This window comes from Halorubrum sp. Ea1 (assembly GCF_002252965.1).
GTDB lineage: Archaea > Halobacteriota > Halobacteria > Halobacteriales > Haloferacaceae > Halorubrum.
In genome coordinates this window covers 1-26,396 of sequence record NZ_NHPG01000111.1, presented here as the reverse complement: position 1 = coordinate 26,396, position 26,396 = coordinate 1, and the positions used below count along the sequence as shown (strand labels likewise).

Genomic DNA, 26,396 nt, shown 5'->3' with positions numbered 1-26,396 from the left:
CAGCGGGTTCCTAGTCCGTGTCAGCAACAAACAACACAAAGCGCCCGGCTGCGTGTACCAACACTGTTATCGGGAGTCCGATAGCGGCTGCTAGCACGGTAACTGAGAGTATTGTTGGAACGTTACCCACTGAAACCGCTAGTCCGAGCATTGTGAGGAGTCCGCCGACGAACGTTCCCGCCGCGACCGTCTCTATCGTTCGGATGCTATCATATGCTAACGTCTGCGTACTGCGGTCTCCGACGAACGGGATCCCCCGACGATCTACCTCTAAGTATGCGTAACTGAGTAGTACGACTGCCAAACCGAGTAGCAAGACAGTACAGAGGAGAACGATGGCGGTTCCGCCAGCGAGTATCGACCCTTCTCCGCCGATCGCTGCTAATGACCCGAAGGCCAAAAGCGGGACAGCAAGTGCTGCGAGCGCCATCACCACTACGGAAATCCCGGCCCAGACGTAGAGCCCGTTCCGTGAAAGCCACGTGTACGCCCGATCCGAGTAAGTGTCAGAGTGTGACGTAGCTCGGTCAACCTTGGAGCTAGGCCCGCCCGTTGAGGCGTCGTCTGTCATACCGGCTGATCGGTCGTCTCCCGTATACTTCCTGTTCCGTGTCTCGGGCGGAGAAACACAGGTGAACTACCCCTGCCTACTCACCGCCTTCGGCGGCTCCTTGAGGCAGGGGCTTCCTGTTTCTACGACGCGCTTTGTAGACACAACCGCGGTGTCCGCAGGGAGCGCAGTCTCCACAGGCGTTCCTTTGGAGTGGCCCACTCCTAGTTTGGTGAGTCCGCGAGAAAGAATGTTCCACGCTGCGTTTGCGTCTCTGTCCGCCTTGAAACCACAGGCAGGACAGGAGTGTTCACGCACCGACAGCGGCTTGTCGGTTTCGACACCACACTGAGCGCACTCTTTGGAGGTTCCTTCGGGTTCAACTTCCACGAAGTGCGTGCCTTCACGCTCACACTTCGTTTCGAGCATATCGGTGAAGATATTCCACGCCGCTGACGCCGTATTGCGGCTGTTTCGCGGTGATTCGAGCATCCCTTTGACATCGAGGTCTTCGACGGCCACCAGTTCGTACTCCCGAGCGTAGTAGTTCGAGAGTTTGTGTAGGAAATCACGCCGTTTGCGCTTGATTTTCTGGTGACACGCAGCGACACGCTGACGTTGGTTCTTCCAGTTGTTCGACTCGTACTCTTTGCGTGAGAGGTTCCGTTGCTCCCGTTCGAGTCTGTCGCGTTCTTCCGAGAGGTCGAGCGATTCGACTGCCGTTCCGTCAGTGTCGTGGGCATACTTCAGGATGCCCACGTCGACCCCGACCATCTCGTCAGTGCCAACATCCTCCAACGGTGGCTTGGCCGGCGGGTCTGTGTCCATCTCGATACCGAAGATAGCGAACCACTCGCCGGTTTTCTCCTGTTTGAGCGTGACTTCCTTGATCGTGGCTTCGTCAGGCAGCGATCGGTGGTGTTCGATGGGGATATCCGCGAGTTTCGACAGAGACAACACGGTCTGACCACCCTTCTTGTCGAGTTCGAAGCCAGACTGGTTGTAGGTGAAACTGCGAAACTCCCGAGGCGACTTCCACCGAAGTTCACCGACGGTGTAGCCCTGTTCTTTGAGCTTCCCGAGAGCGGTGATATTCTTGGCAATCCGCATGACTGTGGGCTGAAGTACTTTCGAATACACGTCGGTGAGTGCATCCCACCAGTCTTTGAGGTCGGGAAGTTCGTCACGAATCTTCCGCACACGCTGTTTAACGGTGCCCTCGTGTTCGGGGGTCTGGTTGAACCGGTACAGGGCGTGGTTGTAGAGTTGTCGACAGGTATCGCGGTGGTAGTCCAACGTTTCTCGCTGCCGCTCGGTTGGCTTGAGGCGATACCTGTAGTTGTAGTTCATTCCACGCACTTCGAGAGAGGCGTGACAGACGTATCAACCCTGGCCGTCCGGAGTGAAAGTAGTCGCCCCGTGGGCCTGTGCCCCGGCAACAAGCACGTGTCTGAGAGACGATGACGGCGGTGTATCCTCTCCCTACTGCGCTGCTTGTCCGCTTGGGCGGACTGCGCTGCTCGTTGAGGAAGGGGGATTACCGCCTGTATTCAGCTAAAATCAGTGTCTCTGTGAAGCTTCCAACGGTATTGTCGCCGTGGTCACTGTGTCAGTCCTGTATCGCTCGCGTCGTAGCGACGAATGCGACAGTTTTCGTCGAGATCGAACTCGACTGACCCGTCAGCGAGACGGACTACAACCTGTGCGGCGGTCGGCACCGCGTCACCGGTACGCACGTTGCTTACCTCCGTAAGACTGTGCGGTCCGATCTGCGCATCACGCGGACGCAGGCCGTGTGTCGCGTACAGTGCCTCAACGGCGTGATGCCCCAGGACCGTCTGTGCGATCGGGATCGGATACGACAGCCAGCAGGTGTCACATGCCGCGGTGGCATACGGTACGTCTTGGTGGAGATACGTCTCTGGAACGGAGTCACGGGGGAGCGACAACCCCGCTGATCCCCAACAGTGCGGGCAAACCCCGTTACGCAAGAGCCGGATATCACACGCGTGGTTTCGGAGCGTGACATCGATAACTGCGTCGAGTGACCGGTTTTCAGTTGCTCGCGGCGGCGTCGGGTACGCCACAGCGGCGCCGTGGTCCGGACAGCCGATATATAGGTAGTGCTCTCGGTACGCGGCGACGAGATTCCGATCGCAGTGGGGACACCCATACTCCGTCTCCTGCTCTTCGATTTCGTACCGTTTGTCGCCATTTTGTGTCTTATAACTCCCCGCCCGAATTGCGGCGACGATTTCCAAGGCGGCTATTCGGGGACGGTACCGCCCGTCCACCTTCTGAATGAAGCCGTCTTGAAGCTCAGACAGGTGGTAACTGAATCGGCTTGTGTCCTCGACGCCCACTTGCTCTCGTAACTCGGAGAACGTTGGCCACCCGGACGACCACGCTTCGTCGTACCGACCTGCGAGAGTTAGCAGGATTCGGACCCGAGTCTCGTCGGTCAACGCTGCATACGCCGACTCACTTGCCTCACGCTCACCCGTCATTGGTGTATGATAGTGCTGTTGTTTCCGGTCGGGTATTTGATTTGTTACTGAACCAACTTAATGGTCGTCCAGATAACACTTACCACCCAGTCACCCGTTCCGTCATCTATGGTCGATTTGCCCTCCACGCTAGAAGCGACCGTTCCGAATCAACTTAATGATGAGACTGGTGTCGCCAGTGCGGTGGCGTTTCTCGCCTTCACGATACCGATCACTGTCGTGTTGAACTTGGCTGCCTCACTCGCCGCTGTCTCAGCCGTCGGTTCCGATGCCGGAGCGACGCTCATATTTATCGCTGGAAGCATCGCGACCGAACTTTCATTCCTGCTCGTTGGTATCGGGTACGTTTCATTTCGCTCGTCGTTCCAAGTCCCGATTCACGTTCCAGACCGAGACGGCGTTCCTGCTCTTGTCGGCGGACTGGGGCTGAGTTTCGCGACCGCGTTCCTCTCGCTTGTAAGCACTGACGCGGTTCTTCCGAGCGTCGAACTCTCTCCTGGATTCATGCAGTACACAAATCTCGCAGCACCGACGGGTGTCGGCCTCGTCATCGCGGCAGTCCTGTCGCTTGCGTTGATCGGTCCTGTCGAGGAGTTCTTTTTCCGGGGCGTCATCCAGCAGCGACTCCGTGCGTCGTTCTCGGCTAGAACCGCGATCGGTACGGCCAGCCTCGTGTTTGCGCTGTTTCACGTCTACCCGGTCCTCCTTCTGTCGCCGCCGATTGCCGCAGTTGCCCATATGACGCTTTATTACTCCGTGATGGGAGGGATATTCGGGTGGGTGTTCGAACGGACCAGTACCTTCGTCGCCCCTGCGCTCGTTCACGGTGTTTTTAATGCCGTGATCTTTGTCGCGCCCCTACTCACCTAAGATCCAGTGGATTCGCGTTTCGGGGATTGAAACACTGCTCTGGGATTAACATTCGAAAGGGTACACCGTTGAGGTAGCCGCCGGTCGGAGGCGGTATTCAAATAAGTATCCGACTGATGAGCATATCCCATCGCCGTGGCATAGTCTGGTGGGATCACCCATCATTTCTCGCGCTCTCCACTGGCTTCTGGGGCGGTTTTTGACCGATCTGCGCCAGCGATGTGGCCGGGCATTTGGCGTCGTGTTCCGTCTCCTCGATACCCGTTCAGCTACCTCTTGCGACACTGCGTTTCGAACCGTGGATTTCCCCACTATTTTGAGGGTCGGTCATCTGGGATAATGTATGTCTGATACGGCCCTCCAGGACATATCGGAAGACGGCTCAACGGATTCCTCAGAGCTGGATCTCGACTGGCTCACGCTTGAAGACGGCGAGTCTATCCAGTGGTCGAGTACCCCGCACAAGTACAGCGTCCTTCCTGCGTTTATCATCGGGATTCCGCTGTCACTCGTCCTTATTGGCATCCCAATCGTTGCTGCGTCCTATCTTCAGTACACCAATACGAACTACGTGGTCACCAATCGCGGCCTCTACAGCAAACGTGGGGTACTCTCACGTGACGTCCAACAGATTGGGTTCGACAAAGTCCAAAACATCTCGTACTCACAGTCGGCGCTCGGCTCGTACTTTGGATACGGCTCCGTTGACGTCAGTACAGCGGGCGGATCTGGGATCGAACTTCAGTTTCGGAGTATCCCTGCCCCGGCAGCAGTTCAGGAACTGATCGCCAGAGAAATTGACAGCCGACAGCAGACCGAGTCCGACTCGACGAAAGAGGATGTTCTTGATTCGATTCTTATGGAACTGCGCGTCATTCGGCAGGCGGTCGCCGACGACCAGAGCGGGTCCCAGGCCGATTCGACTGCCCCGTCTACTGACGAGGCAATCCATACTGACACAAGTAACACAGATGAGTGACAGCTGGTGGTATCAACACGACGATGAACGCGTTGTCTGGAAGGGTCGCCCGCGTCTCTCAGCGGCTCTTCCAGACATAATCGTCGGAAGCGCCATCTCTGTGTTTGCCCTTGTCGGCGCTGTTAGCGTCGACTTCTGGTTGTTCGCGGGGGTGCCCATCGGCGTTGCGGTTCTCAGTTGGGGGCTACTCAGGGTACGACGGACGCAGTATCTCTTGACGACCCGAGCAGTATGGGCAAAGCGGGGCGTCCTCGGACGAACCGTTCGTCGTGTCCATGTCGATAAAATCCAGAACACTTCGTTTTCTCAGTCCGTCACAGGCTCGTTTTTCGGTTATGGGAAAGTGTCCGTTGAGGTCGCCGGAGGACGCGATCTGGAGTTTCGGCGGGTTGATAACCCGAAGAACGTCCAGACAACGCTCGCGGAGTACATGGGGAGTGAAGAGTACGCAATCCCCGGGTCTCGAGAGCAGTGGGAATCTGTCCTCAGTCTTGTCCGTGAAATCCGCGCAACGGTGGCACCCACCAGAGATGCTAGCGAGCCTGTAAGCCGAGAGTAAAAGAACTCATACTGGGTTTTAAATTGTCCGCCGCCAGTCTGGGGGGCTGTCAGTTACTGTGAGTCGTCAGCGCCACCAGCGTCGGCGAGAGATTACGTGGTGACCGGGAGATCAGTTTGCGGTAGGACAACCCGTATATAGATGATCAAGTAGGAGACTGTCGCGAGAAGATACACACTGACTGTCGGCAGTGGCGGCCAGTCCAAAATAAAAATCGCGAACGCTACCCAGAATCCGGCTAATAGAATCCCACACAGTGAGACGACATGTAACCCTTCTTGTGACTGAACTTGGAGGTCGCTCCCCGTCATCAACCGGACGCTGATCATCGCCACAGTAAGTGTCGCCCAGGTCAAGACCGGGAGCCCGAACACTGTCCATATGGTGACCGGTAACTGTGGAGACTCACTGAGCAATATTGGCCACCCGACTATCCCGAGTGCCGCCCAGCCAATGCTCCGCAAGAGCTCTTCTCGGAAGATTGAACGGACGCGTGGGTGGTCAAGGAATTCGCGGAGGGGATGCGTCGGAGTAGTCTCGTCAGCTGTCAGCGCTTGTTTTCCTTCCGGCGACAGCGGCCACTCCGACTCAGGATGGTTGAGATAGTACAAGGTCAGTGAATCAGCGAACGACTCCGTCGTGACGACCCCGTGTTCCTCGAGTTCCGTTAACCGGTTCCGGACAGTCACCTTTGAGACGTCTGGCTTGATCTGCTGTTGAATTTGCTGGAGCGAGAAGAACGGCCGATCTGCTCGATACATCGTTTCGACGACGTGGCGGCGGGTGAGTTTGGTGTTTACCCGCTTGTCCTGGGGCAGCTTTTCTGCGATCCAAGGTGGGAGGGCCATGTGTTATCGGTCGGTCACGCGCAATATCTTAGCGAGTCAAATTGTATGTTTTGCTCTGGCGGGGCCACAGAGCGGTGCGGTGCTGTTTCAGCAAGCGAGACCGCTTTGGAGACCGTGAGGCTGGCCAGAAGAGTCAGGTAGTCGCTGTCGAGCCTCTGCCCGTCGGGTGAACGTACCAGTACCAGAGGGAAGTCACGGCCGTGACCGCGACGTAACCGAGGGTGATCCACCGAGCGGGGTATCCACTTCTTATGACGAGATACACCGCGGCGACACCCCCGAGCATGATCCCGAGGGCAAGGCTTACGGATATTCCGCCTGTCGTCTGGACGCGAAGATCCGACTCGGTCACGGTCCGGATTCCGATAGCACTTGCCGTCAGCACGGCCCAGGTGACCACGGGAAGTCCGAAGACCGTCAGGGGTGTCGTGTTGAGCCAACTAACTTCCATCGTCACTAGCGGCCAGCCGACGAGTCCGACTCCGAACCAGACGATACTTCGTAGCAGTTCCGTACGTACGATTTCGCGTATTTGTGGCGTCATGTCCACGCACCCACATAGCATAGCAACCGGTAAAGCAGCGCCGAGAATTTTGCGTTCACAGAGGTGGGCTTTCCGGGCACGAAAGAGGGTTTGTACCCGGAAAGCAGAGGTATCGCGTCACGGGCTGCGCGCCAGGCGGTCACCAGCCAGTCGTATTAAGCTAGGCGTGAATTGTGGGAGACAGCGAAGGCTCGCAGCCAACCTTGAGCTGTCTCTAGCGCGACGTTGCTGAAACTATTTGTAGCCGAGAATTTTGTCATTCTATTTTTCAAAAAACACGTTCGATGGCATTCCGAAGTCCCTTGCGGGTACGAATAAAGACAGGGCTCGATCCCCGGGTGAACTCCGAGACAGACGAACACCCAACAAGTGAAATCGAGGGCATGCCTCCGGCGGGCAGTAGTAGCTTCCGGCGTGACTGAGTTGAGAGCATGATTGTGCGTTCATCTTGATTCGAGATGCTGGACTAACTCTTCAGACACCTCTTCCCGCTCGTGGTGGACCCAGTGTGATGTATCGGGAAACATCCGAAGTTGCCCATTCTCGCAGTAATTGAGGCTCTTTTCGGCCATTATAGGGCGGAGAGCGATGTCATCCTTCCCCCAGCAAATCAGCGTTGGGTGGGCAATTGTGTCGCGTGGAGGATTGTCTGACCGACGGAATCCCCGGTACCAGTTGATCCGTGGCTTGATGCCGGTATTTTGCCAAGCTTCCTTATAGCGCTCAATCGTTCCTGTATCAAATGTACCCTCATTTGACGTGATTTTGAGGGAATCAACCATGTTGGCCATGTCATTTCGGCCCAGAAGCCATTCGGGGAGTTTCGGAACCTGATAGAACCACACATACCAGCTCCGAAGGATCTGTTGGGGGCTCGACCGGAGGGTCTCTTGATACACTGTCGGGTGGGGAACATTCAAGATCCCGAGGTGATTGACCATCGATGGGTGCCGGAGGGCGACATTCCAAGCGACAAAGCCACCAAAATCGTGTCCGACTACGTGGGCTGACTCCCTACCTTCGCTGTAGATCAGTTCACAGACATCAGATGCGAGATTCGAGAGCCGGTACGCATCAACCCCATCGGGAGCTTCGCTCAGATTACAGCCCCGCTGATCAGGAATGACGACACGAAAACCTGCTTCGACCAGCGGAATAATCTGGTCACGCCAGCCGTACCAGAAATCGGGGTGCCCGTGAAGAAGGACGACGAGTGGAGCATCGGGATCGCCGGCCGCCACCACATGTAGCTGGACGTCGTTAACGCTGCGATAGGTCGATTCCAGGTCGTGATCGGCTGGTAGCGATACCTCAGTACTCGGGGGGGTTGTTGTGACTGACATCAGTGGAGGGTTGAAACGCCAACCGTGTTTTGAATATATCCCACGATCATCGAATTGTACTCTCGTGTGAGCGAGGATACGGTACGTAACCGAATACGATAATTGCCGCACCCATGAGGTCACTTTTGAATACAGAAAATGATCGGCTGGGTCTGGCACGGACCGACCTATTGTCCTCATAGACGCCCTAACTCACACTGCGTAGCAGTACCTCAGAATAGAACAGTGTTTAAGTTACTGAATGATTTCGTTAAATACACGTTCTTCGACTTTTCGAAGATGTTCACCGACCGTTCCTGGAGTGATTCCAACGACCTCACTGATGTCTTCAAGCGATGCTTGTCGAGGTTCCCTATAATACCCTAAATCAACCGCCGTCTCCAGAATTTCTTCTTGCCGAGACGTAATCATCCTGCTAAACGCTGATCCGTCGGCTTCGTAATCACCCGTTTCAAGGACATCAACTGACATATATTCTACATTCTCGACGTACTCGTACAATTTTCTGAATATCTCATCAGTCCCCAGATACGTTATCTTAAGCGAATCATCAGTGGTAAAGCGGATAGGTGTATCAACCACCAAAAATGATTCTCGCTGTAATTCCAGTGCCCGTCGTACCGGTTCTGTCGGTTCGAATTGACTCACAGCCATCCAACGGTCCGCTCCGGCAGTCAGATAACTGATCACATGAAATGACTCCTCCATAATCTGTCTGTACCGTTCTTGACTACCACTTGCCTCGGCAAACAACAGCACAGTGTCATCAGCGAGAAGCTCAACGTAGTGAATGGCTCGCCGATTAATAGAAGGGTCATCTGTTAGCTTCTCTCCGAGCGGATGAAACGCACCACCGTCACTTGGTTTAACTAACACTGTGAGATAGCGCATGTACCGAGATACAGTGTATTTGACTAAATTATCATGGATTCCGTATTTATACACCACCACTGGTGAGGCAGCGTTCCTACCAGACTGGGACGTGAACTGACACCCGCTAGACGATGCAACGGCAACAACGCTTGACCGCTGATCGACTCGCGGATGAGGCGGTCACGGCCCTCCCCGACGACGCCGTCGTCAGCCGTGAAGTACACGAGAACGCCCCCGCGGTCGTGATCCGTGCCGACCGGGTCCGCAGGGCCCTTTCAGTACTTCGCTCAGAAGTGGGGTTCGACCACTGTTCGTGTGTGACTGCCCAAGAGTACGAAGACCGCTTCGAGACAGTGTATCACCTCACCAGCTACGACAACCGGACGTGCGAGCTGTCCGTCGTCGTCCCGACAACGAAGGATAACCCGGTGTCTGAATCGGCCGCGCCGGTTTATCGGACGGCTGAGTGGCACGAACGGGAGGCCTACGACCTCGTCGGCATTACGTACGAAGGGCACATGAACCTGCGACGGATTCTCCTGCCGGAGACCTGGCAGGGCCACCCGCTGTCGATGAACTACGATCGGAGCCAGCCCCAGATTGTGTCGCTTTCCGAGCACGCCAATCCCATCAAAGAGGACAGTCGTCAGGGTGATACGATGTTTCTCAACATCGGACCACATCACCCCTCGACCCACGGCGTGCTCCATCTGGAGGCAGTCCTAGATGGTGAGCAAGTGATCGATGTGGAGCCGGATATCGGGTACATCCACCGGTGTGAGGAACAGATGTGTCAGCGGGGAACCTATCGTCATCAGATCATGCCATACCCCGACCGATGGGATTGGGGCGGAGCGGGATTACTCAACGAGTGGGCGTACGCCCGCGTCATCGAAGACCTAGCCGATATTGAAGTTCCGGAGTACGCACAGGTCGTCCGGACGATGAGCGCTGAGCTGTCGCGCATCCTCTCGCACTTGTTGTTCACTGCGATGTACGCGCTGGATGTTAGCGGCGAGTTCAATGCCACATTTATGTACGGTTTTCGAGATCGGGACCGCGTTCAGGATCTATTAGAGGACCTGACCGGCCAGCGGATGATGTTCAACTACTTCCGGGTCGGCGGCGTTGCCTGGGACGTTCCGGAGCCACGCGATGAGTTCTTCGAGAACGTACGCGCTTTCACCAACGATCTGCCACGGAAGCTCGAAGAGTACCACGACCTGTTGACGAGCAACGAGGTCTTCCAACTGCGTTGTGTTGACACCGGCAAGCTTCCAGCGAAGGTGGCAAAGCAGTACGGAGTCACTGGACCAGTCGCTCGCGGCTCCGGTATCGACTACGACCTCCGACGAGACGACCCGTACGGCTACTATGATCGTCTCAAGTGGGACATCGTCACCGAGGACGGCTGTGATAACTTTGCCCGCGTGCTTGTCCGGCTACGAGAGATGGAAGAGTCGGCAGCCATCGTCGAACAGTGCGTCGATCTCCTTACAGACTGGCCGGAAGCAGGTCGAACCTGTCAGGCCAACGTGCCGCGGACGTTGAAACCGTCCGGTGAGTGCTACAGGGCCGTTGAGGGTGCCAAGGGTGAACTCGGAATTTACATCCGCGCAGACGGCACTGAGACTCCCGCACGGTTCAAAATCCGGGGACCATCGTTCTCGAACCTGTCGGCACTTCCGGCGATGGCAGAGGGAGAGTATGTCGCCGATCTCGTCGCAACCCTCGGAAGTCTCGACACCATCATGGGGGAGGTGGATCGATGACGATGTCCGATTCTAGGGTGTGGGGAGACGACGCCAACCAAGAAGTGACCTGTATCGCCTGCGGTGCGACGCTCGACCGCGAGGACGCCCGAGAGTATTATAAACACGGCGACCGCTGGAGCCGCGAAGGCAAGGAGTTCGAGTACCTCTGTAAGCCCTGTGATCGTGAGTGTTGTCACCAGACCCGCGACGGACTCGAAGAGGCGCTCCTAGCGGCTGGAGCCGGACGAGTCGACCGCGAGACGTTCCTCAGACGGTTCTGTCAGTGACCCACGACTGAAGTCGTGGGCTTGTCAGTGGAGTTCGCATTGTACGGATATCGGGTGCCAGTCGTGACACCTCATGATCATGTTTCAATAACACAGCGACGTGTCACTCCCTATGGAGACCGAACGAACAGCAGACGAGGTCTTCAACCTCTTGGCCGACGAGATACGACTCGACATCCTCCGAACGGTCGCGTACGCACAACACGAGGAAAAACGGACGGGCATCGCTTCGCTGTCTTTTTCCAACATCTACGACCGCGTTGACGTCGACAGCACGTCGAAGCTATCGTACCACCTCGGAGAACTCACAGGGGTGTTCCTTCGAAAACATAACGACGGCTATGCGTTCACTCACGCCGGGGAACAGCTGGTCCGTTTCGTCCTCGCTGAGAACTACCGTCAGCCTTCTGAAATCAGCCCGATCGAGACGGACGGTGGCTGTCTGTTCTGCGGTGAGACGACGGTTCGGGCGGTGATTGAAGACCAGTATTTCATGGTGTACTGTACGGCCTGCGATCGAGGTGTAAACGCGTATCGGGTCAGGCCGGCCCAGGTCCGCGAGCGCACCGGAGAGGACCTGATCGACGCCGTAACCCGAGAGCAAGCCGGTGACCTGCTCAAGGCCCGTCGCGGCGTGTGCCCGGACTGCGGTGGCTGTATCGAAACTGGAGTACAGGACGCCGCGGACATCCCGTTCCCGGACGAACGGCCCGTCTCGTTCATCACTACGAGCGAATGTCGGGACTGTTTACGGTTCCTGAGCCTCCCGTTGCCCGTCGCCGCGGCGTACCATCCGGAGTCGATATCGTTTCACTGGGAGCACGGCGTCGACGTTCTGGGATCCGGCGTGTGGGAGTTCAACCGTTATCTTCACGACGGCCGGTGGACCTCCGAACGGGTTAGCACTAACTCCCACGAGTATCGCGTCGAGCTACGGCGTGACACCTCCACGCTCCGACTGTTCCTCGACGAGAGTACCACCGTCACACGCACTGAGCGCGTGCGACGCAGAGACCAGAGCAAACGCAATTCGTAATAGAATTACTACAAAAATTCCGTTTAGCGAAACGAGCCGTTTCTGACATCAATCGAGGATTTCGACTCGTATAGGTGTGTTCGCGCTATATCGCTCAAATTCGATTTTGAAACGGTTCCAATAATATATCAATACTTCGATAAATATTATGGGTGGGCCGCGCGACGATCCGAGTGTGGAACACGGTGTTCAACGAGATGACGTCAACAGAACACACGGAACGTGACCGACATCGAGAAGCGAAGCGGACTGACCGCGGCACGGTAGCGAACCGGCCGATGTCAGTCTCGGAGATCAAAGCGTCCTACGCCGAGTTCGCGGACGGGATGAGTCGGCTCGAATGGCTCGATCGGATCGTCATCGGACGCCGTCGCCGCCACCGATTCAGCGACGTGGACGGCAGAGTGTTAGATGTCGCCTGCGGCACCGGAACGAACTTTCGGTACCTGCCCGAGACGGTCGAACTCGTGGGGATCGATATCAGCCCGGAGATGCTGTCGAACGCCGAGGAACAGCTCGCCGATCTCGGGAGAGACGGGACGCTCTTGGAGATGGACGCACAGGATCTCGCATTTCCGGACGATAGCTTCGATGCGGTGATCTCGGCGCTATCGACGTGTACGTTTCCGGATCCGGTTGCCGCACTCCGGGAGATGGATCGAGTCTGTAAGCCGGCCGGGACGATCCGTCTCATAGAACACGGGCGGAGCGATGTGAGGCCGATCGCCCGGTTCCAAGAGTGGCGCGCCGATCCCCACTACGCGAAGAGCGGATGTCGCTGGACGCAAGAACCAAGCGAAATCGTCGATGAAGCGGGGCTCTCGATCGAGGAGACCGACACCGGATTGTTCGGTATGATAACTACCTTCGAGATCACGCCCGGAGGGGGTGACGACCGGTGATAGAGCCGTCTTCCGGCGCGTTTGAGTGGCTCGCAGTCGGTGTCCTCCTGACGTTCGCGGGGGCACTGATCAAGTTCCACGGGTGGACGTTTCTCCTCGCAGGGTACGACGAGACTGGAGAGATTCCGGACGACGTGGTACAGGATATTGCGGGGAACTCCGTTCTCCGTGTCGGCCTTGCCGTGTTCGCGATCGGTATTCTCGTCTCCGTGACGAACCCACCGTCGTATCTCGGTGTCTTGGTCGGCGCTGGAATCGTACTGGCCGTGCTGCGGATGATCTACCGATTGAACACGTGGTCGCCACGGACGGCCTGAGCGGATGCTGACGACCGCACCAGCGACCGGAGGCCGGGAGCTTTCCCTGCCGAGCGGTCACCGTTCCCGAACGACTTTCGCGGTTCGGCTACCGTGTGCCGATCATGACTGATCTCCTGATTCACGACGCGATCGTGGTTACGGTGGATCACGAAAACCGGATACTGGAGAATGGCTCCGTTCGAGTGACCGACGGAACCATCTTGTCGGTCGAACCGACTGAGCCCGCAGATCGCCGATCGACCGCGGAACACGTGATCGATGCGAGCGGCAAGGTCGTGATCCCTGGTCTCATCGACGCCCACCGTCACACCGATTTCACCCTTGTGCAAGGACTGTTCAGTGAACTCCCCGGTGACGAATTGCTCAAGGAAGCCTTCGCGTTGTATCACACGGCCGAATCGACTCTGGGGGACGATTTTTTCGAGGCCGCGTGGCGGCTCGCCTGCCTACGCCAACTCACACACGGCGTCACAACCGTCAACGCGATGGATTTCACGCCGGAACTCGGGGCGGAAGCGATCGGTGAGACTGGATTACGCGGCGTGATCGGACCGGAACTCGCTGACTTCCTCACCCCTGCGTCCGCAGCCGAACAGCTCGTAGACGCCCGACGGTTCATCGAAACCTATCACGATACTTTCGAGGGACGAGTCACGGCGAGTATCGCACCGGGGGGCGAAGCCGGCTGTTCACGGACGCTCTGGGAGGGTGTGGCCGAGCTACGGGCGGACTATCCCGGCTTGCGACTTCATACACATCTGTATGATTCCGCCGCGGCCGACACGATGGCTGCGGGAAGCGGCACCGATGACCCACTCGACTTACTCGACCGGTACGGCCTCCTTGATGAGCGAACATTACTCACCCATCTACTACACGCAAGCCGAGACGACGCACAGCGGATCGCCGATGCCGGCGCACACGTGCTTCACTGCCCAACCGTTTACAGTTACTTCCAAGCTGGAACACAAACTTGGTTCCCACTCCCCGCACTCCAAGAGTTCGGCGCGAACGTTGTCATCGGCCTGGATGATCCGTTCTGGTTCGATTCCTGGGATCTCATTCAGGAATCCAAACACGCCCGGTTATTGGCGAACTTCGAATACGGTGCTCAGCAATGGTTGTCGTACGATCTCCTCAAAATGCTCACCATTAATGCCGCACGCGCACTTGGCCTCGGCGGGAAGATCGGGAGTCTCGAACAGGGAAAACGCGCCGACCTCGTCGTCATCGACGTCAATACGCCGCGCCATCAGCCGTACAGCAACATTCCTTCAGTACTGATGAACACCGTAACTGCGGGAGACGTTGAGACGGTTGTCGTAGAAGGTGACATCCTGATGGAGGACCGGTCGATCAAATCTATGGATGTCGAGACCGTTCAAACAGCCGCAATCCGAGAGCGAAAACGTTTTCAGCGATGTACTGGCTGGGAAACGTCCCTCGCTGGCAGTACACCGCCGGACAGATCGATACTTCGACGCGTGTCTGGACGGCTCCTATTGAGAGCGATAAAACAGTATGGCCGCGGCGTTGTCAACCAATACCTGTGAAGATTAGGTCAGTAGCTGATGGATCGGGAACACAGACAGGTGAATCGCCTCGGGGTCAAGTACCAGGGCATTCTCCTTGTGTTCAGTAAAACCGCGGTATGACATCACTAAATTTATTTGAGTATCTCAGCCAATTTGATCTGGTGTAACGGGGACACCACATCAGAGGCACATTCTTGAGTATACTATCACTAGTGTTGTCGGGACCTGTATGTCCTAACTTGATACATTGAGAGTCACCGATATTCTCCACCATCGGTGCTATAGTCATAAAACGACCAGATATCCTACCTTGGTGACTCTGTATACTTAGACCAATGCTTCTCGTCAAGTCTGTATTATTAGCTCTTGGTTACAGGGGGAATCAACGCACAGATACTACAGAAGACGATGGTGTACGTATTTCAATATCCAATTCCTCGGAGACACAAGTTCCACGAGCAACTCGAAGTTAGCATCCACAAGGACTGGCGGGGAAGAGCCCTCGACAGGCTGTTGTCGGAAATAGACCACCAGATCCGACGACCTAGAGATCATCTAAAAGCCAGTTCCCGAAATCACGTTGCTTGTCGCCCGCTCGGTACGGATCTTTCAGCACTACCTGCGGCAACTCAGTACCGACAGCGTTGAGAGCCATGTACTTACAACAGACACTCTATCCGATCGGACTGGCCAGTACCAACATTGCAATAGGCTGGCTGCTTTATTACTTATCTGAGCCGGTCCTAGGAGGGCTTGTCGTCGTGGTTGGGGTCTTTGTCATCCTCACCTCAATAGGAAGTACTCTCAGTCGGTATAAACCCGTACTCAGTGATCAACACTGACTCCAGCAACGATGGCTTACTACTATTAGATCCGCTACCGGTTAGGTACATGAATGCCCTCCACAGCATCTGTTCAAAAGTCACGAGACAGAACTGTGATTGATCCTGATGGGTCTGTGTTCCACGCCCAGGGTACGCGCAGCGGGTCGCTTTGTCACCACATCCGTAGATGAGCTCAGCAGCGACAACTCACAATACGGGAGATAGTCGCCTCCCGGATCCCGAACTATCGGCCCTCCTTGTGGCGAATCTGGTTCCGGTTGTCGGGATTGTTGTTTTCAACCTGTCGGTTTTAGAACTGCTGACGTTATATTGGCTTGAGTTCGGTGTTGTCTGTTTTTGGGCGGTTGTTCGAGCGACGTTTGCCGGGCGGCCAATGGAACGGAACGGGGATCCAATCCTGTTGGGGGCGATTGCCACAAAACAGACCTCCATTTCAGTCCCGCTGATCGGTGCTAACGTCCGACTACTGACGATTCCGACACTTTTGTTCGTGGTACCGATCCTCATCGGACTGTGGCTGTTCGTCGGGGCATTAGTTGTCGGCCCCGTAGCAAGTGTGAATCCGGATGCCAACATCTCGTCGTGGCTTATTGCTGGTGCGTTTGGAATTTTCATCGCAGCAGGATGGCGAACAGCCACTACGTACTTTCGAGATGGTGATTACCAAGATCACAACGTCGCAACCGCTCTTCAGAGTGTTGTCACGGAAGGCGCAACAGTACTCCTCGCAAGCATCATCGCGCTGCTCACCGCAGCTCTGGTTGTCTCTAACGGCGGGGGTGGAGAGACCTCTCGTGCGGTTGAACGGGTTGCGACGGGACCACTTGTCGCAGTGGTAGTCTCAATTAGGCTCCTCACCGATCTCGCAGAATACTACTACGATGGCCGTCTCGGTGCGGGATTGTGGTCACTTGTCGGCCGTGGAGACGCATACAGTCCCCCGGAGCGTGAGACAATTGAGACAACGCTATCAGGCAATCCCACAGTTTTGCGGCCGTCGCTGTCGGGACGGCTGCTGCCTACGGCCTCACATTTCCGGACACACCCTGGACTATGGTTGCTGACACCACTCGCCTTTCTCGCCGCATCACTTGCTGTATTTGATGGTGCTACCCAAATAGCGGGTGGCATCATGCTTCTCGGGATCGGCGTCCCGCTTGGTCTCATCCATCTCGACTACTGGATCCGGTACGCTGGTGTTGAATACCGGCTAGATTCGGACACCATTGTTGCGACTGATACCCTGTTTCAAACCCCTCTTTGGCGGTACGAATCGCTAGCTGATCATGAGGTCCGAATCGAACGTGACGCCGTCGACAGGTGGTTGGACACCTCGACGGTACTCGTTGACCGCGGTGGCAGGCCGACCAAGCTACCACGACTCGAAGATACGACCCCAATCACGAACTCACTTGTCGACGCGAGTACCGCAGACAATGACGCTGGTGCGAATTGGAATGCGAATACACACGAGCCAGACACTATGGTGGAAGTTAGCATCGAATTGCTGCGGCTAGACGGTACAGCACCTCGTATCTCGCTTGCGTCGGTGGCTCTGTTCGGAGTCGTCTCACTGATTGCGTTGGTGATAGCTGCTCAGTTTGAAGGCGGCGTAGCAGCGGGCGTCTTCGTATTTTTGTTCACTGCGATTCCGCTCGTCGGGCTTATCATCTATCAGATCAAACAATAACTAACGCTGTTGACCCTCCAGTGTTAGACTGCGGCTCCACGAATTTGTGACACTAACTTCTACTGGTGAGGTGTCGGTGCTACATACTCTATTTGACAGATGAATGCTGGTGGACAGGGTGGAGGGCCGTCCTTCCAGCGGGGGGTGATCGATGGAACGTCGCGGGGGAGGTGGTGAGCCTCCCATCCGTCGGGGGGAGAGGTGAGCGATGGGAGAGGCTCAGCGACCGGATATTTGTTCAAGACCGCCTCCGGCCGGCGGCTACCTGTATATAATACTGGGAATAGTATCAAGCCCATAGCAGCGTTTCATCGGGAGAAACACGGCGCAGTTGGGCCTGAATCAGATTTTTTGAGTGTCAGGCCACGCTCTCAGTTGAGCCAGTGGCATCGTTATACTGGTAGCCACCGAACCCAAGAAGTGGGTAGAAGATGAACGAAATAAACGTGAGTCCGAGGCCGAACAGGATTCCCTTATTGAATTTGCCAGCGATATCGATACTAATCTTCAGCGTGGCGAAGAAATTGATCACCGGGACGAAGAACAGAGCAAACCAGTACCATGCGTTTCCGCTTACTTTGACCAAGACGTAGAGGTTTTATATCGGAATAATCTCAGCCCACCCCGGCTTACCAGCTTTCTCAAATACTTTCCAAAATCCGGCAAAAATCAAAACAGTGAGTCCTAGTGTAACGAACAATTCAATATTGGTACTACCTGCTCCTTGTATCGAAACGGATGAACTCAACGCTAATCGCATCACTCAACTGATTCTCCTATATCAATAAGAAATCCAAGTCAGCGTTTCAGGCACTGAACCACAACCGTTAGAATAGTTATATCCCGAAGTGCGATTCACGTGTGACAACAGTGTATCCCTGAACCGAGAGCACCTCGTCACGATACCGATTCGCGATCAGCTGTTGTGGGACACGTCGTAGTCCGAACCGCCGATTTGAGCTGTATGTTACGTCGATGGTTGTGTATTCCCTTGAGCTGTTAATCGTCGACGTATATGTTGCCCATGGTTGTCCATCAACCGTGACTTCTGACTCAATTAGGTAGCCACCACCTGCTGTCGAATCCGTTTTCGTGTGGACAGTCACGTCGGCCGATCGGAGTCCAAACAGGTACGAAACGGAATATATTGCTGTGTCACCCTCTATGGAGACCTTATCAGCCACACCCCATTGAAGTGCGAGAACAGGCGGTAGGGGCCCGGAAAATTCGTCAATAACAGTATCAAGGTCGTCACTAGTTCGAAGTCGGAACGTCCCGTTTGACTGAAAAATAGGAAGTCGTACTCCAATAATGAGGATAGCTGCGACGAGAACAGATGGTAGCAATGCTGTTAGGAGATATGTGCCGAGGAATACCGACACCGCGAGGACGACGACAAGCGCGTTGAGTGGACGTTCGCGTCTAAGATATTGCTGTGCGACATCAACCGCTTTTTGTGAGCGCTCAGAATCCGTGGAGGGTATCGTGGAAACCATTGATGACAGAAATTTACTTTTGCGTTTTGATACAATTTCTCAACATTAAAAGAAGTTAGCTCTGTTAAAATCCTTAGATTCTGATACAAACTCCACGCGAGATACAGGGGGTGAGTTTATCATACCGAACCCAGACTTCCAGAACACATATCTTCGTAGCTTCCGGCTAAGGAAGTAATGTCCGCGCTTCAGTCTGCCCTCCTCAATTGGAACCCGAGTCGGTTCATAACTGCCGTCATAGCTGGCGCTGCAGTCTTTCTTGCGTCCCAGGTTACTGATGGAGTTCTCTTGGAGTTTGGTGTGGCAGTTATCTTAGCAATGGTACTCCATATTCCATGGTGGTTGTACAACCGTCATACCACCCAGTCTGTAGATGGGTGACAGACTCGCGCCCTGTATTCGGCAGCCTGTTTGTATCAACTGCTGAGGATTTCAACAGAGCCGAGAGGTTGAAATGCTGAACACAGAAGTAAAAACAAGCAAATGGATGTACCAACCAGCACTATTGCTAACTGACGAACTAAGCAACGTCGTGGTGATTAATACACATGATAGATGACATTTTTGAGTTCATTATCGAACTACTGCTGGAGTTGGTCCCAAACGCGGTATGGAAGGTTCTGCTGAGTGTGGTCGGGATCGCAATGACGGCAGTCGGAGCGATAAAAATCACAGAGTCAACACGAATAGGGGCCGCATTAATCGCCGTCGGTACATTCCTATTTATAGGCTCTCTCCTCTCGTTGTACCGATCGAGCTAATTCTTTTTTATCACGACGCCGTCACGAGCACGAACGCGACGACACTGATGAGGAACACGATGAGTGTGAACACGAAGCCGGTCAGTTTCACTCGACGGCCATAGGCGTTGAGTTCTTCTCGGGAGTACATGATTGTAACGAGGCGAGACGGATGTCGGAACGGACTCGGTGGCCGTGGGTCTGGAATACGTTCACGCAGTCGTCTGTATTCGGTAAATGACCAAATGCCATAGAGTGTGAGCCCAAAGACAAATCCTAAAACCGATAGAAGCGCCGCAAGTAACGCGAATCCGACTGGATTAGTCACACTGACCTGTAGTGATGATCCCTCCGAATTCAACAGAAGTGCTACTATGGTTACGAGAGAAACAAAAAACACAGCTGGTGTAAACAGCATGAGACGCTTACTAACTCGAGACAGTGTATCCCGACTGAGCCCGAACACCGTGTTATATCGAGTTGGCTCGCGCTCACTCGTTTGACTAATCTCTGTATTTTGGCCAGGATTACGCGCCCCAATCGCATGAAGTGCTGTCAAGAGCGCCAGAAGACTCCCGAAACCAATGAATCTGAATGGAGCAAATATCGTTTGTCGCTTGAGAAACGCTCCACTAGGGTTGTCGGGGGTAACGTAGGCTGTAGCTGTCTCATTCGGTTCGTACGGCTCAATAATACGCTGAGCGTCGCTCTGGACGGTGTATATCGGCCTCGTTGAGCCTGGGAACACCTGTTTGCTCGTATATTCACGCCCCTGATATTCGTAGGTGTGCTCAACTGAGACGCGGTAGTAGAAGCGACGCCCATCAGATCTGCTGATATCGGTGCCAACAACAGTTGTTTCAACAGCGACAGCATCGTCAACAGCGTTCGATTGCTGGACGTAGTCATAACCTCCATACCCAGCGATACCAAGTCCGAGAATGAGCGCGAGAAGGATCAGCGGCGTAACCGTGACAGCCACCCCACGGAGAGTAAACTGCATTTCACCTGAATATTTTTAGGGGAACCAATAAGCCTGAACGGAGTGTTTCAACAGCAGCAACAGCAGTCAGTTGATCGCTATACCGCTGGACGAAGCCGACAAACTTAGAAATAAACTTACGAAACAACTATCCTCAGAGTCGGCTATACCACTCGACATATCCGTGTTTCCGGGCCAGTAACGGGTGTAATGAAATTATGGATGAATCACTTGAACAACCAGCGTGAGTGAGCGCAATGACACCAGTAACTGCCCAGCAGTTCAACGCTGTTCCATATAAAAATCCGAAAGCGAATCCCCTCCGCCAATGCTGCTCTCATTAGGACTCTCAGTTGCCGTTGATGTCGTTGCTGTAGGCCTGCTGGCGTGGGTAACGTGGCAAACTGCGAAGGATCGGTCCCCCCCAAATGCGGTCCCCTTTGCGCTAATAACCGCCAGTCTGTTGCTGTGGGCGCTCCTCTCGCTGATATCTGAATTTCCGAACGCGTGGGGGGTCGGATCGAATTTGGCTGCTATCGCGCAGGTTGTCCCGGTTGTGTTTCTTCCCGCAATATGGCTAGTCTATGTGCTTGGATATATCGGCCGAGAGACAGGCTTTACTCTTCTCCGAGGGGCGGTGTTTGTTCTCCTTACGCTCCCGCTGATTGGGGCAGCAGCCACGTTCGAGGGTGACCCAATGCGAGAGGAAATTCGTCGCTCACTCGCGTCGCTCGTCGGTACTGAATTATTCTTATTGTTCATAATTTACGTCTACGCAGCGTTTCTCTTCCTCAGGTACGGTTGGAACCACGGGCGTGTTTCAAGGACACAGGTTGGGATCCAGCTGGGAGCAATCTCAGCACCATACGTTATTGGGGGCTGGCTGGACGGGAGTTTGATCATCGATGGAGTCACTGGCGGGTTGTTAGTTTCGGGAGTGTTACTTGCCGTTGCGATTCAACGCTATCCGGTATTGACGGGGTTCCCGAAAGCAGATTATGTCGCCCGGTCACGCGTCGTCGAATCGCTTCAGGAGGCGGTTGTCGTTGTCGACTGGGAAGCAAATATCCTCGATGCCAACGTGACAGCTGAAAGCCTGTTTGGGTGGACGACACGAGACGTGATTGGGACACCACTCAACGCGGCCGTTGACGGGTTCGGCGGGGTAGATCTATCAGGAGGTACCACAGAGGTCGCCTCGCTTCAGACGACAAAGGGCCGACATCCGTTTCAGTACACGGTCTCCGACGTCGAACGCGACATGGGTGACAGCGACGAGGAGCCTGTGGCGCGGACAATTGTCTTTCGAGACGTGACCGATCAACGAACCCGGGAACAGCGGCTCTCAGTACTCAACCGAGTGCTTCGACACAACGCCCGGAACAAACTCGACGTGATCTTAGCGCATGCGGATCACGTAGAAGACGACACGCACCAGACAGCCATTCAAAATAGTGCCAGCGAGCTTGCCTCGGTCAGCCGGAAGGCACGAGAGGCTGAAGCGGTTATGACCGATAGCGTTAGCGCTCCGTCAACGGTCGACATTGCTGCTGTCGCCCACGAAGTCGCTGCGACGGCACGTGATGATTATCCGGATAGCAGCATCTCAGTCACCGCACCGGAGCGGCTGCAATTGACCTCCTATCGAACTGTTGTGCGCCGGCTCATGACTGAACTCGTTGAGAACGCTATCGTTCACTCAGATGACCCCGCACGAGTCGATATCGAGGTGGAACGAACAGCTGATGATATCCCGCAGCTCCGCATCGCGGACAATGGTCCCGGGATCCCAGACCGAGAGCGTGACTTATTGACCGAATCGAGCGAAACACAACTCGAGCACGGACTTGGAGTCGGACTTTGGTTCGTCAATTGGGCCGTAAGCCAACTGGGCGCTGAACTTGAGTTCCAGTCAACTGGTTCCACAGGCACTACTGTAGTCGTTCGTTTTTATCGGAACAAAGAGTCGATGCCGCAAGACTCAGACGGCAGTGATAATCGGTGAAGGCGTATTGACGCCATACTTCTAGAGGAATGTACTCTATTAAAACATTCGCCAAGTTGTATATTCTGACGCAGTTGGTGTCAGTACAATATCAGCAGAGGTCTTTCTTCGGCTAATTCAATTAACAATGATGCCCTCCACTAACACCAATATCCAGTCACTCCGGCAACCGATAGTACATGGTCTCCTCTGGTTCGTTGTTGTCTTGGTATACGAATATCTGATTACCGATGGCACACTATTTTCAGCACTTTTAGTGGCAATTATAAGTGCGATCTTCTATGGTGGGCTGATATACTTCTGGAATGTATACTGAACGAAAGTTCTACAGTATCAACGAACAAGTGTATGAGATTGAATAAACTGGGACAAAAAGTAAGCAACCCTCAATGACCAGCCGTTTCATCTACCTCTGACACGACCTACCCACACGCGGTGTTCCTCTGTGGCTCCGCCGGTCCCATTGGATAGTCTCAAAGGTGCGTTACTGTACATCCTCATTGGGATTGCTATCATCAGCTACGGGGGATACGATTACGTTCAACAGACAGAGGCAGTTCGAGAGTCAGTCGAGGTTGATGCGACTATCGCTGAACTCGACATCGAGACGGACAGCGGAACGTCATCAAATCCAGGTGCGAATTTCGATTCAGTGGTCGAGTTTGAGTACACCTATAATGGGAATGAATATACTGGAACAAAAATATATCCCGCAGATATTGAACAGAACTACGAAACGCAGTCAGGCGCCGAATCAGCTATTGAAGAGTACGAACAGGGGATACAGACAACCGCATATGTCTCTCCCGACCAGCCGGGAGATGCGTTTTTGAAAGATCAAACGTCAAACGCACCGATCATCGCGATTGTGCTCAGTGGAGTATTCACTCTCTTCGCAGCAGTTTCCGCCGTAAGGAAATTCTAACACGCTGAAACTGCGCTCGGGGTGATAAGTTGGGCGTGAGTCAGGTTAAATACGTTGCGCATCAGAATTATTTGGCCTGAGAATCGAATACTATGCCTCTGTTTCTGAGCTAGAGAGCGTGAATAACACCTATACAATTGCCGGATGCTGACTGAATTATGGACAGAAGCTCGAAGAGTCAGTTGTTGGTTTCTGGAGGAAGTCTTCTGCTAGTATTCCAACTAATTGTGTTTCAGCAGGCTTTCAATATTGTCGCAAATCCTGGAGTTTCAGGCACGCTGAGGAATGTTTTCAGTGGTGGATTGTTACTCATCGCTACGATCTGTATCGGTAGCGGAGCGTATCTTCGGTATTAGCGTATCTCAGTTATACAGGGTCTACACCAAGCGCCTGAGCGTCGATCGATTTTTGTGAAAGAGTAGCATACACACAGTTGCTGATGCCCTCCGCAGATTTACGGGGACAAACCTCCTTCGAGGGCCGGAGGGATGGGGGGGCATCAGCGTTTTCTACGCTGGTAGTATGCCTCTGGTCAAGAACATTTAGCCGTATGTATTTTGGCCGTGACCCATAATTGTCGACACGGTGATGCCCTCCATATTCGATCAACTGGACGATCATCCGGTCTCACTTGTGGCCGGATTTGTGACCGTCGCCGGAGTGTATGTACTCACTCCGGCAGTGTGGTACGTGGCACTGACCGCGGGGATGGTCGCGTCTGGCGTTCTTGAGTTCACGATTAAGGAGGTACCGCCCGATACCGACGAGTATGACCCGGAACAGTACCCGCTATGGGCAGCCGCGGCTTCGGGAGACGTTCCGAGCGACAGTCACGACACCGGCTCTGCGGATGATGCGCTGTCAACACTACAAGAGCGATATACCAGCGGAGAGCTCAGCGATGCGGAATTTGAAGACACAGTCGAACGACTCCTCGAGTCCGACAGAGATGACGCGCCATCGCATCTGGAAGAGGATTCGGTCTTGGAAGAGTCGGAAAAGTAACAACTCTGGTGACGATATAGAGCCAGTCATCTGTCCTTTAAAACGAGACTAACTCTCAACTCTCACTAGCTCTCCGCCACACACGCCAGCCGATCAAAAATAGCCTTCAACGACGCTAACCACTCCGTTTCCAGTTTCGATCTTGGCACACTCATTCGGATCGCTGCCGAGAAGACAGTCTGCGCGGTCACCCACACCGTTATCCAGTCGGACGTCTACTCGGTAGACTGCGCGTTCGAGACGAGTCTGGATGCTGACGGTGTCTTGTGGACCGACAGAGACGGTCCGGGTGAACGCGGTTTCGCCGTTGTCGTCGGTGATTGTGATGTGAACATTGTGGGTACTATCGTCGTAATTCCTGAGGCATAGACTCTCACCACTAACCCGACGTGTATCTGGGTTTCCTGAGTGGTCGGTTGTGCGATGCTCAGCGCGATAAGCCTGTTTTGCGGGCATGTATGGACGGTGGAAGTCCAGTCCGTAATAAGTTGAGTCACCGTTACGGAACGTGAAACACGGATTCTACTACTTCGCCGATCTGTGTCGACCCTGTCACTGACCCAGAAACATTGGACCCGGGTATATGCCACTTCAATACACTAGGGCAAACATTCGACTTGAGATAGAATCGTTCGGTAAGCAGTACTCGGGGGGCCTTTGGGGGGTTCGAGGGCTCTGTTGAAATCCTATTCTTCAGACATATTTTTGCGTGAGACAACCGGTTGATGAGAGCTGCGTATACACGCGGACTGATTAAGTGGAAGGCAGTTCAATCGTACTCTATGTCCCACACAAGCGGGGTAGCCCTGGTGGAAGAATGGCAAACAGGCGCGTTTCTTCTTGTCGGTAGCGTCGTTATCGGAGTCATTCTGGCCGGGATCGGTGGATCCGTCAGCGGACAGATCGCGGCGGTGGGTGGATTTATTCTCGGCCCAATAGTGGGATTTCTGGTATTGTCGTATCTTCTCTACGGGAAATAAACCTATACTGCTGAGCAAACCCGGGATTAGAAATGTCACTTAGAGAGGAGTTCAACAGAGCCAAAGCGCTCGATATTGTGGGGCTCACCCTCGCGTACGATCTCACCTTCGAATCAATACAGGCCGCTGTGCCGGGATTCGAGAGTAGCTTCGCGAACTTCGGAACGGGTGGATCCAACGCGCAAACGTTCCGGTATGAGGGAGGCCCGTGGCCGGCGTGGTTCTTCGCTCAGCGATTGGGTACGGTCGTCGTCGGGCTTGCTGTGACGCTGGTCGCGGCACTGCCGTTTAATTGGTTCCAAGCGACCGACGGGGTTGTGACAAAGGCACGTCAGCGTCTCCCCCTCGACGAGACTCCCCCTGAGACTGCGACACAGACAGCGTCCAATCCACAAACCTCAACAGACACGACTGATTCGGCTGTGTCCACTTCGGGCGTTGGTGATGATGTCACGATTCCTCCTGTTACCCGTCGTAATGCCGTCGGATTCCGACGCGTTCTCACAGTGGAACTCCGACGCCTTCTCCGCGGGCAACCGCGCTGGTGGTACCTCGGTGCCGGTCTGTTGGTGCTTGTGCCAACTGGAATCGCCCTCACTGGTGGTGGCACCGAAGGGGCTGCCCGGGGGCTGCTCTCGTTGGTTGCGGTCTGGCCGCTCTTCGTCTGGTCACAAATCGGTTCACAGACCGCTCGCCATGGGATCCGCCCTCAAGTTCTCACATCCGACTACCGGGTTGGTCAACTCGTCGCCGAGTGGATTGCCGGCTGTTTAATCACCGCTGTCGTCGGAGCCGGAACGTTTTTGACATCCTCCCCGCGC

24 protein-coding genes and 1 pseudogene are annotated in these 26,396 nt (G+C 54.7%); 15 read left to right on the top strand and 10 right to left on the bottom strand.

Features of this window, described 5'->3' with window-relative positions; genetic code table 11:
• Window positions 1–10: 10 nt before the first annotated feature.
• From DJ73_RS19860 to DJ73_RS13480, 3 genes are all read right to left on the bottom strand, one after another.
• Window positions 11–571 carry a hypothetical protein gene (locus DJ73_RS19860; RefSeq protein ID WP_141211996.1) on the bottom strand — a complete coding sequence of 187 codons (561 nt, stop codon included), beginning with the start codon at window positions 569–571 and terminating at the stop codon, window positions 11–13.
• A 66-nt stretch (window positions 572–637) separates the two neighbouring features.
• Window positions 638–1,900 carry an RNA-guided endonuclease TnpB family protein gene (locus DJ73_RS13485; protein ID WP_094523950.1) on the bottom strand — a complete coding sequence of 421 codons (1,263 nt, stop codon included), beginning with the start codon at window positions 1,898–1,900 and terminating at the stop codon, window positions 638–640.
• 251 nt (window positions 1,901–2,151) lie between these two features.
• Window positions 2,152–2,913 carry an ArsR family transcriptional regulator gene (locus tag DJ73_RS13480; RefSeq protein WP_254921663.1) on the bottom strand — a complete coding sequence of 254 codons (762 nt, stop codon included), beginning with the start codon at window positions 2,911–2,913 and terminating at the stop codon, window positions 2,152–2,154.
• Window positions 2,914–3,165: 252 nt separating this feature from the next.
• On the opposite strand from DJ73_RS13480, the gene DJ73_RS13475 reads away from it, so the two are divergent.
• From DJ73_RS13475 to DJ73_RS13465, 3 genes are all read left to right on the top strand, one after another.
• A complete protein-coding gene (locus DJ73_RS13475; RefSeq protein WP_094523948.1) occupies window positions 3,166–3,927 on the top strand; it encodes a CPBP family intramembrane glutamic endopeptidase in 762 nt (253 codons plus the stop codon).
• Window positions 3,928–4,270: 343 nt separating this feature from the next.
• Window positions 4,271–4,906, top strand: coding sequence for a PH domain-containing protein (locus DJ73_RS13470; RefSeq protein WP_094523947.1), 636 nt, complete (start codon window positions 4,271–4,273; stop codon window positions 4,904–4,906).
• Window positions 4,899–5,465: a PH domain-containing protein gene (locus DJ73_RS13465; RefSeq protein ID WP_094523946.1), complete on the top strand. Its 567-nt coding sequence runs from the start codon at window positions 4,899–4,901 to the stop codon at window positions 5,463–5,465. The genes DJ73_RS13470 and DJ73_RS13465 overlap by 8 nt, the downstream gene beginning before the upstream one ends.
• 92 nt (window positions 5,466–5,557) lie before the next feature.
• On the opposite strand, the gene DJ73_RS13460 is transcribed toward DJ73_RS13465, so the two are convergent.
• The 4 genes from DJ73_RS13460 to DJ73_RS13440 all read right to left on the bottom strand — a co-directional run bounded on the left by DJ73_RS13460 (window position 5,558) and on the right by DJ73_RS13440 (window position 9,091).
• Window positions 5,558–6,313 carry a transcriptional repressor gene (locus DJ73_RS13460; RefSeq protein WP_094523945.1) on the bottom strand — a complete coding sequence of 252 codons (756 nt, stop codon included), beginning with the start codon at window positions 6,311–6,313 and terminating at the stop codon, window positions 5,558–5,560.
• Between the two features lie 133 nt (window positions 6,314–6,446).
• Entirely contained in the window at window positions 6,447–6,863 is a 417-nt protein-coding gene (locus DJ73_RS13455; protein WP_198948007.1) for a hypothetical protein, read from the bottom strand.
• A gap of 437 nt (window positions 6,864–7,300) precedes the next feature.
• Complete coding sequence (locus DJ73_RS13445) at window positions 7,301–8,200, bottom strand: alpha/beta fold hydrolase (RefSeq protein ID WP_094558228.1); 900 nt, start codon at window positions 8,198–8,200, stop codon at window positions 7,301–7,303.
• 234 nt (window positions 8,201–8,434) lie between these two features.
• Complete coding sequence (locus DJ73_RS13440; RefSeq protein ID WP_094558227.1) at window positions 8,435–9,091, bottom strand: helix-turn-helix domain-containing protein; 657 nt, start codon at window positions 9,089–9,091, stop codon at window positions 8,435–8,437.
• Window positions 9,092–9,204: 113 nt separating this feature from the next.
• Here DJ73_RS13440 and DJ73_RS13435 point away from each other — a divergent pair, with 113 nt between their 5' ends.
• From DJ73_RS13435 to DJ73_RS19855, 7 genes are all read left to right on the top strand, one after another.
• A complete protein-coding gene (locus tag DJ73_RS13435) occupies window positions 9,205–10,845 on the top strand; it encodes an NADH-quinone oxidoreductase subunit D (RefSeq protein ID WP_094558226.1) in 1,641 nt (546 codons plus the stop codon).
• Window positions 10,842–11,114, top strand: coding sequence for a hypothetical protein (locus DJ73_RS13430; RefSeq protein ID WP_394338320.1), 273 nt, complete (start codon window positions 10,842–10,844; stop codon window positions 11,112–11,114). Before DJ73_RS13435 ends, DJ73_RS13430 begins: the two co-directional genes overlap by 4 nt.
• A 112-nt stretch (window positions 11,115–11,226) precedes the next feature.
• Complete coding sequence (locus tag DJ73_RS13425) at window positions 11,227–12,150, top strand: helix-turn-helix domain-containing protein (RefSeq protein ID WP_094527954.1); 924 nt, start codon at window positions 11,227–11,229, stop codon at window positions 12,148–12,150.
• Between the two features lie 278 nt (window positions 12,151–12,428).
• On the top strand, window positions 12,429–13,052 hold the full coding sequence (locus DJ73_RS13420) for a class I SAM-dependent methyltransferase (RefSeq protein ID WP_094558242.1): 624 nt from the start codon (window positions 12,429–12,431) through the stop codon (window positions 13,050–13,052).
• Window positions 13,049–13,369, top strand: coding sequence for a hypothetical protein (locus tag DJ73_RS13415; RefSeq protein ID WP_094523940.1), 321 nt, complete (start codon window positions 13,049–13,051; stop codon window positions 13,367–13,369). The genes DJ73_RS13420 and DJ73_RS13415 overlap by 4 nt, the downstream gene beginning before the upstream one ends.
• Window positions 13,370–13,473: 104 nt before the next feature.
• Window positions 13,474–14,925 carry an amidohydrolase family protein gene (locus DJ73_RS13410; RefSeq protein ID WP_094558225.1) on the top strand — a complete coding sequence of 484 codons (1,452 nt, stop codon included), beginning with the start codon at window positions 13,474–13,476 and terminating at the stop codon, window positions 14,923–14,925.
• Between the two features lie 993 nt (window positions 14,926–15,918).
• Window positions 15,919–17,442, top strand: coding sequence for a DUF6498-containing protein (locus tag DJ73_RS19855; RefSeq protein WP_249269037.1), 1,524 nt, complete (start codon window positions 15,919–15,921; stop codon window positions 17,440–17,442).
• Between the two features lie 358 nt (window positions 17,443–17,800).
• On the opposite strand, the gene DJ73_RS21035 is transcribed toward DJ73_RS19855, so the two are convergent.
• The 3 genes from DJ73_RS21035 to DJ73_RS13380 form a co-directional block, all read right to left on the bottom strand.
• Window positions 17,801–18,028, bottom strand: coding sequence for a DUF5684 domain-containing protein (locus DJ73_RS21035; protein WP_241881410.1), 228 nt, complete (start codon window positions 18,026–18,028; stop codon window positions 17,801–17,803).
• A gap of 250 nt (window positions 18,029–18,278) precedes the next feature.
• Window positions 18,279–18,938, bottom strand: coding sequence for a hypothetical protein (locus tag DJ73_RS13395; RefSeq protein WP_254921661.1), 660 nt, complete (start codon window positions 18,936–18,938; stop codon window positions 18,279–18,281).
• Window positions 18,939–19,709: 771 nt separating this feature from the next.
• Window positions 19,710–20,681, bottom strand: a complete 972-nt coding sequence (locus DJ73_RS13380) for a DUF3592 domain-containing protein (RefSeq protein WP_094525985.1) — start codon at window positions 20,679–20,681, stop codon at window positions 19,710–19,712.
• 307 nt (window positions 20,682–20,988) lie between these two features.
• Between DJ73_RS13380 and DJ73_RS13375 the strand changes: the two genes are divergently transcribed.
• From DJ73_RS13375 to DJ73_RS13350, 5 genes and pseudogenes are all read left to right on the top strand, one after another.
• Window positions 20,989–22,665, top strand: coding sequence for an ATP-binding protein (locus DJ73_RS13375; RefSeq protein ID WP_094558224.1), 1,677 nt, complete (start codon window positions 20,989–20,991; stop codon window positions 22,663–22,665).
• A gap of 445 nt (window positions 22,666–23,110) precedes the next feature.
• A complete protein-coding gene (locus DJ73_RS13370; protein ID WP_094523933.1) occupies window positions 23,111–23,590 on the top strand; it encodes a DUF3592 domain-containing protein in 480 nt (159 codons plus the stop codon).
• Between the two features lie 588 nt (window positions 23,591–24,178).
• A complete protein-coding gene (locus DJ73_RS13360) occupies window positions 24,179–24,595 on the top strand; it encodes an SHOCT domain-containing protein (RefSeq protein WP_094523931.1) in 417 nt (138 codons plus the stop codon).
• Window positions 24,596–25,377: 782 nt separating this feature from the next.
• Window positions 25,378–25,575 carry a hypothetical protein gene (locus DJ73_RS13355; protein ID WP_094558222.1) on the top strand — a complete coding sequence of 66 codons (198 nt, stop codon included), beginning with the start codon at window positions 25,378–25,380 and terminating at the stop codon, window positions 25,573–25,575.
• A gap of 32 nt (window positions 25,576–25,607) precedes the next feature.
• Window positions 25,608–26,396: pseudogene (locus DJ73_RS13350) on the top strand (hypothetical protein); the annotation flags it as partial.

Coding starts and splice junctions, on each gene's coding strand:
- DJ73_RS19860 (WP_141211996.1), bottom strand. CDS start 571: ATGACAGACGACGCCTCAACGGGCGGGCCTAGCTCCAAGGTTGACCGA.
- DJ73_RS13485 (WP_094523950.1), bottom strand. CDS start 1,900: ATGAACTACAACTACAGGTATCGCCTCAAGCCAACCGAGCGGCAGCGA.
- DJ73_RS13475 (WP_094523948.1), top strand. CDS start 3,166: ATGGTCGATTTGCCCTCCACGCTAGAAGCGACCGTTCCGAATCAACTT.
- DJ73_RS13470 (WP_094523947.1), top strand. CDS start 4,271: ATGTCTGATACGGCCCTCCAGGACATATCGGAAGACGGCTCAACGGAT.
- DJ73_RS13465 (WP_094523946.1), top strand. CDS start 4,899: ATGAGTGACAGCTGGTGGTATCAACACGACGATGAACGCGTTGTCTGG.
- DJ73_RS13460 (WP_094523945.1), bottom strand. CDS start 6,313: ATGGCCCTCCCACCTTGGATCGCAGAAAAGCTGCCCCAGGACAAGCGG.
- DJ73_RS13445 (WP_094558228.1), bottom strand. CDS start 8,200: ATGTCAGTCACAACAACCCCCCCGAGTACTGAGGTATCGCTACCAGCC.
- DJ73_RS13440 (WP_094558227.1), bottom strand. CDS start 9,091: ATGCGCTATCTCACAGTGTTAGTTAAACCAAGTGACGGTGGTGCGTTT.
- DJ73_RS13435 (WP_094558226.1), top strand. CDS start 9,205: ATGCAACGGCAACAACGCTTGACCGCTGATCGACTCGCGGATGAGGCG.
- DJ73_RS13430 (WP_394338320.1), top strand. CDS start 10,842: ATGACGATGTCCGATTCTAGGGTGTGGGGAGACGACGCCAACCAAGAA.
- DJ73_RS13425 (WP_094527954.1), top strand. CDS start 11,227: ATGGAGACCGAACGAACAGCAGACGAGGTCTTCAACCTCTTGGCCGAC.
- DJ73_RS13420 (WP_094558242.1), top strand. CDS start 12,429: ATGTCAGTCTCGGAGATCAAAGCGTCCTACGCCGAGTTCGCGGACGGG.
- DJ73_RS13410 (WP_094558225.1), top strand. CDS start 13,474: ATGACTGATCTCCTGATTCACGACGCGATCGTGGTTACGGTGGATCAC.
- DJ73_RS19855 (WP_249269037.1), top strand. CDS start 15,919: ATGAGCTCAGCAGCGACAACTCACAATACGGGAGATAGTCGCCTCCCG.
- DJ73_RS13395 (WP_254921661.1), bottom strand. CDS start 18,938: ATGGTTTCCACGATACCCTCCACGGATTCTGAGCGCTCACAAAAAGCG.
- DJ73_RS13380 (WP_094525985.1), bottom strand. CDS start 20,681: ATGCAGTTTACTCTCCGTGGGGTGGCTGTCACGGTTACGCCGCTGATC.
- DJ73_RS13375 (WP_094558224.1), top strand. CDS start 20,989: ATGCTGCTCTCATTAGGACTCTCAGTTGCCGTTGATGTCGTTGCTGTA.
- DJ73_RS13360 (WP_094523931.1), top strand. CDS start 24,179: ATGCCCTCCATATTCGATCAACTGGACGATCATCCGGTCTCACTTGTG.
- DJ73_RS13355 (WP_094558222.1), top strand. CDS start 25,378: ATGTCCCACACAAGCGGGGTAGCCCTGGTGGAAGAATGGCAAACAGGC.